The organism is Acidovorax sp. LjRoot204, assembly GCF_056175785.1.
The window spans coordinates 1-4,613 of the sequence record NZ_JBGFFF010000243.1 but is presented as its reverse complement, the minus strand read 5'-3'; the positions used below and the strand labels follow the sequence as shown (position 1 = coordinate 4,613).

The 4,613-nt window shown below is 63.0% G+C and carries 6 protein-coding genes; all 6 read left to right on the top strand.

All coding sequences use genetic code 11. The annotated features are described in order from the left end of the window. Positions 1 to 101 precede the first annotated feature (101 nt). Complete coding sequence (locus AC04MI_RS23605; RefSeq protein ID WP_476498857.1) at positions 102 to 806, top strand: succinate dehydrogenase iron-sulfur subunit; 705 nt, start codon at positions 102 to 104, stop codon at positions 804 to 806. A 33-nt stretch (positions 807 to 839) separates the two neighbouring features. Then, positions 840 to 1,166, top strand: a complete 327-nt coding sequence (locus AC04MI_RS23600) for an FAD assembly factor SdhE (RefSeq protein ID WP_436079189.1) — start codon at positions 840 to 842, stop codon at positions 1,164 to 1,166. Positions 1,167 to 1,225: 59 nt separating this feature from the next. After that, positions 1,226 to 2,536, top strand: a complete 1,311-nt coding sequence (locus AC04MI_RS23595) for a citrate synthase (protein ID WP_476498856.1) — start codon at positions 1,226 to 1,228, stop codon at positions 2,534 to 2,536. A gap of 216 nt (positions 2,537 to 2,752) precedes the next feature. Then, the gene (locus AC04MI_RS23590) at positions 2,753 to 3,019 is read left to right on the top strand and encodes a metal/formaldehyde-sensitive transcriptional repressor (protein ID WP_056064906.1); all 267 of its coding nucleotides are present in this window, start codon (positions 2,753 to 2,755) and stop codon (positions 3,017 to 3,019) included. A 46-nt stretch (positions 3,020 to 3,065) separates the two neighbouring features. After that, the gene (locus AC04MI_RS23585) at positions 3,066 to 4,181 is read left to right on the top strand and encodes an S-(hydroxymethyl)glutathione dehydrogenase/class III alcohol dehydrogenase (protein WP_476498855.1); all 1,116 of its coding nucleotides are present in this window, start codon (positions 3,066 to 3,068) and stop codon (positions 4,179 to 4,181) included. A 173-nt stretch (positions 4,182 to 4,354) separates the two neighbouring features. Next, the coding region (locus AC04MI_RS23580; RefSeq protein WP_476498854.1) for an alpha/beta hydrolase-fold protein at positions 4,355 to 4,613 on the top strand (259 nt) is incomplete at its 3' end.

The window sequence follows — 4,613 nt, the reverse complement described above, 5'->3', positions numbered from 1 at the left end:
GCAACAGCCTGACCTACAAGCCCGTCAAACTCAAACCCCTGACCGTGGACTCAGTTCCGCCCAAGGTTCGCACGTTCTAAACGGATACAGGAGCACCCACCATGGCAAAACGCACCTTCCAAATCTACCGCTACGATCCTGACAAGGACGCCAAGCCCTACATGCAGACCGTCGAAGTCGAACTCGACGGCAGCGAACGCATGCTGCTGGACGCCCTGATGAAGCTCAAGGCGCAAGACCCCACCCTGTCGTTCCGTCGCTCCTGCCGCGAAGGTGTTTGTGGCTCSGACGCSATGAACATCAACGGCAAGAACGGCCTGGCCTGCCTGACCAACATGMWCACGCTSMMSGGCACSRTSGTSCTSAAGCCSCTGCCSGGCCTGCCMGTCATCCGCGACCTGATCGTGGACATGACGCAGTTCTTCAAGCAGTACAACTCCATCAAGCCGTACCTCGTCAACGACAACGTGCCGCCCGARAMSGARCGCCTGCAGTCGCCYGARGAGCGCGAMGARCTSAACGGCCTGTACGAGTGCATYCTGTGCGCSAGCTGCTCCACCAGCTGCCCSAGYTTCTGGTGGAACCCCGACAAGTTCGTGGGCCCCGCCGGTCTGCTGCAGGCCTACCGCTTCATCGCCGACAGCCGCGACGARGCCACCRCSGARCGCCTGGACAACCTSGAAGACCCGTACCGCCTGTTCCGCTGCCACACCATCATGAACTGCGTGGACGTGTGCCCCAAGGGCCTGAACCCCACCCGGGCCATCGGCAAGATCAAGGAATTGATGGTGCGCCGCGCCATCTGAGCGCGGCCCGTTCATCGTCCTACACACCGGTCCATGCAAACGCTATCCACCCCATCCATCGCGCCAGAGGCGGCTTCGCCGCTGCTGGACGAACGCGAGCTGAGCAAGCTGCACTGGCGCTGCCGGCGCGGCCTGCTGGAGAACGACTTGTTCATCGAGAAGTTCTTCCACCGCTTCGAATCAACGCTGACGCAGCGCCATGCCCAGGGCCTCAACGCGTTGATGGATCTGGCGGACAACGACCTGCTGGACCTGCTGCTGCGGCGGCGAGAGCCCTCGGGCGAACAAGACACACAAGAAGCGCGTGAAGTGCTCGGCATGCTGAGACAAAGCGGTGGCGCCACGGCAGTGCATGCCTGACACCCAGCCCTCGCACCAAGACCGGATTCGTATCGGCAACCTACCCAAGGAAAGTAACAATGAAGCTAGCTGACAACAAAGCCACCCTGTCGTTCAGTAACGGCAGCCCCAGCGTGGACCTGCCGGTCTATCAGGGCAGCATCGGCCCGGACGTCATCGACATCCGCAAGCTGTATGCGCAGACGGGCATGTTCACCTATGACCCGGGCTTCCTGTCCACAGCAGCCACCCAGTCAGCCATCACCTACATCGATGGCGACAAGGGCGAGTTGCTGTACCGCGGCTACCCCATTGAGCAGTTGGCTGAGAACTGCGACTTCCTGGAAACCTGCCACCTGCTGCTSTACGGCGAKCTGCCCAACGCAGCACAAAAGACCRACTTCACCARSCKCGTGACCAACCACACSATGGTCAACGAGCAGATGCAGTTCTTCCTGCGKGGCTTCCGCCGCGAYGCGCACCCCATGGCTGTGCTGACCGGTCTGGTGGGTGCCCTGTCGGCCTTCTACCACGACAGCACGGACATCAACAACCCGCAGCACCGCGAGATCGCCGCGATCCGCCTGATCGCCAAGATGCCCACGCTSGTCGCMATGGCCTACAAGTACGGCATGGGCCAGCCCTACATGTACCCGMAGAACSAMCTSAGCTAYGCRGGCAACTTCCTGCRCATGATGTTCGSYACGCCSTGCGARGAGTACAAGGTSAACCCSGTGCTSGARCGCGCGCTSGACCGCATCTTCATCCTGCACGCTGACCACGAGCAGAACGCCTCGACCTCCACCGTGCGCCTGTGCGGCTCGTCGGGCACCAACCCGTTCGCGGCCATCGCTGCGGGCGTGGCCTGCCTCTGGGGCCCTGCCCACGGCGGCGCCAACGAAGCTGCACTGAACATGCTGTACGACATCCAGGCCCAAGGCGGCGTGGAAAAGATCGGCGACTTCATCAAGCAGGTCAAGGACAAGAACTCCGGCGTCAAGCTGATGGGCTTTGGCCACCGCGTGTACAAGAACTACGACCCSCGCGCCAAGCTSATGCARGAGACYTGCAAYGAAGTGCTGRCCGAGCTGGGCCTGGAAMAMGACCCGCTGTTCAAGCTSGCCAAGGAACTSGARAAGATCKCSCTGGAAGACGASTACTTCGTGYMGCGCAAGCTCTACCCGAACGTSGACTTCTACTCKGGCATCGTGCAGCGCGCCATCGGCATCCCGGTAAACCTGTTCACCGGCATCTTCAGCCTGGCCCGCACCGTGGGCTGGATTGCCCAGCTGAACGAAATGATCGGCGACCCCGAGTACAAGATCGGCCGCCCCCGCCAGCTGTTCACCGGCTCCGTGCGCCGCGACGTGCCTCCCCTGGCCAGCCGCTGATCGGTGCGGCGCACTGCGCCGCTCCGCACCCCACAAAGCCCGCAGGCAGTGCCTGCGGGCTTTTTTCATGGCTCATCGAGAAAATTCATTGCCAATTCCTGAATACTCCCCCTGAGTAATAGCCCTTTTAATGCCCGTAGCGCAATCAGCATAAGTGCTTGTCTTTTATACTGCCACCCAGTACACCCCAGTGAACGACCAGCCAGCCGCCTGACCATGCCCCACACTGCCGAAGACAAACAACGCGCCATCACCCGGCTGCGCCGCATCAAGGGCCAGGCCGAGGCGCTGGAGCGCGCGGTGGAGGCGGGCAGTGACTGCGCCCCCATCCTGCAGCAGCTGGCGGCCATGCGTGGCGCCGTGCACGGACTGATGGCCGACCTGCTCGACAGCCACGTGCGCGAGACGCTAGCGGAAAAACCGGCCCCGTCCCAGCAAGCCATTGACGAAACGCTGGCGCTGCTTCGCTCCTACCTCAAATAGACCGCCCACCCGCATTCCCTACCCGATTGACCGAAAGGACCACCCCATGAAATCCCGTGCCGCCGTAGCCTTCAAAGCTGGAGAACCCCTGCAGATCGTCGAGATCGACGTCGCCCCGCCCAAAAAGGGCGAAGTGCTCATCAAGATCACCGACACCGGCGTATGCCACACCGACGCGTTCACCCTGAGCGGTGACGACCCCGAAGGCCTGTTCCCCGTGGTGCTGGGCCATGAAGGCGCGGGCATCGTGGTGGAAGTGGGCGAAGGCGTGACCAGCGTGAAGCCCGGCGACCACGTCATCCCGCTCTACACCGCCGAATGCGGCGAGTGCCTGTTCTGCAAGAGCGGCAAGACCAATCTGTGCGTGAGCGTGCGCGCCACGCAGGGCAAGGGTGTGATGCCCGATGGCACCACGCGCTTCAGCTACAACGGCCAGCCCATCTACCACTACATGGGCTGCAGCACGTTCAGCGAATACACCGTGGTGGCCGAGGTCTCGCTCGCCAAGGTCAATCCCAATGCCAACCCCGAGCAGGTCTGCCTGCTGGGCTGCGGCGTGACCACCGGCCTGGGCGCCGTCAAGAACACCGCCAAGGTGCAAGAGGGCGACACCGTGGCCGTGTTTGGCCTGGGCGGCATTGGCCTGGCCGTGATTCAGGGCGCCAAGCTGGCCAAGGCCGGGCGCATCATCGCCATCGATACCAACCCCTCCAAGTTCGACCTGGCCCGCACCTTTGGCGCCACTGACTGCGTGAATCCCAAGGACTTCGACAAGCCGATCCAGCAGGTCATCGTGGAGATGACGACCTGGGGCGTGGACCACAGCTTTGAGTGCATCGGCAACGTGAACGTGATGCGTGCTGCGCTGGAGTGCGCGCACCGTGGCTGGGGCCAGAGCGTGATCATCGGCGTGGCCGGTGCCGGGCAAGAGATCAGCACCCGCCCCTTCCAGCTCGTCACCGGCCGCAAGTGGCTGGGCACGGCGTTTGGCGGCGTCAAGGGCCGCAGCGAGCTGCCCGGCATGGTCGAAGACGCGATGGCAGGCAAGATCCAGCTCGYGCCCTTTGTGACCCACACCATGGGCCTCAAGGACATCAACGAGGCGTTTGACCTGATGCACGAAGGCAAGTCGATCCGCTCGGTCGTCAAGTACGCTGCTTAACCCTGCACAGCGCCAGCGCCCACAGCCCCTTCGACCACAGGGCACTCTGGGTGCTGGCCCTGGCGGGCCATGACAAACGGCCTGGAGCCGGTTTTTAGGCTCCCTACCAGCGAAAACTGCCTCAAGCGCTACGAAATATTGCCTGAGCAGCTATCAATTCAAGAGCAAACACCATGACCACTCCCCTGGATCTGCTCAGCAGACACGCCTGTTTTGGCGGCGAGCAGCGCTTTTACCAGCACACCTCCACCACCATCGGCCTGCCGATGAAGTTCTCGGTGTACCTGCCGCCCCAGGCACAACAGGGCCCTGTGCCCGCCGTGTTGTACCTGGCCGGGCTGACCTGCACCGAGGAGACCTTTGCCATCAAGGCCGGAGCCCAGCGCCTGGCTGCCGAACTGGGCCTGGCCCTGATCGCGCCCGACACCAGCC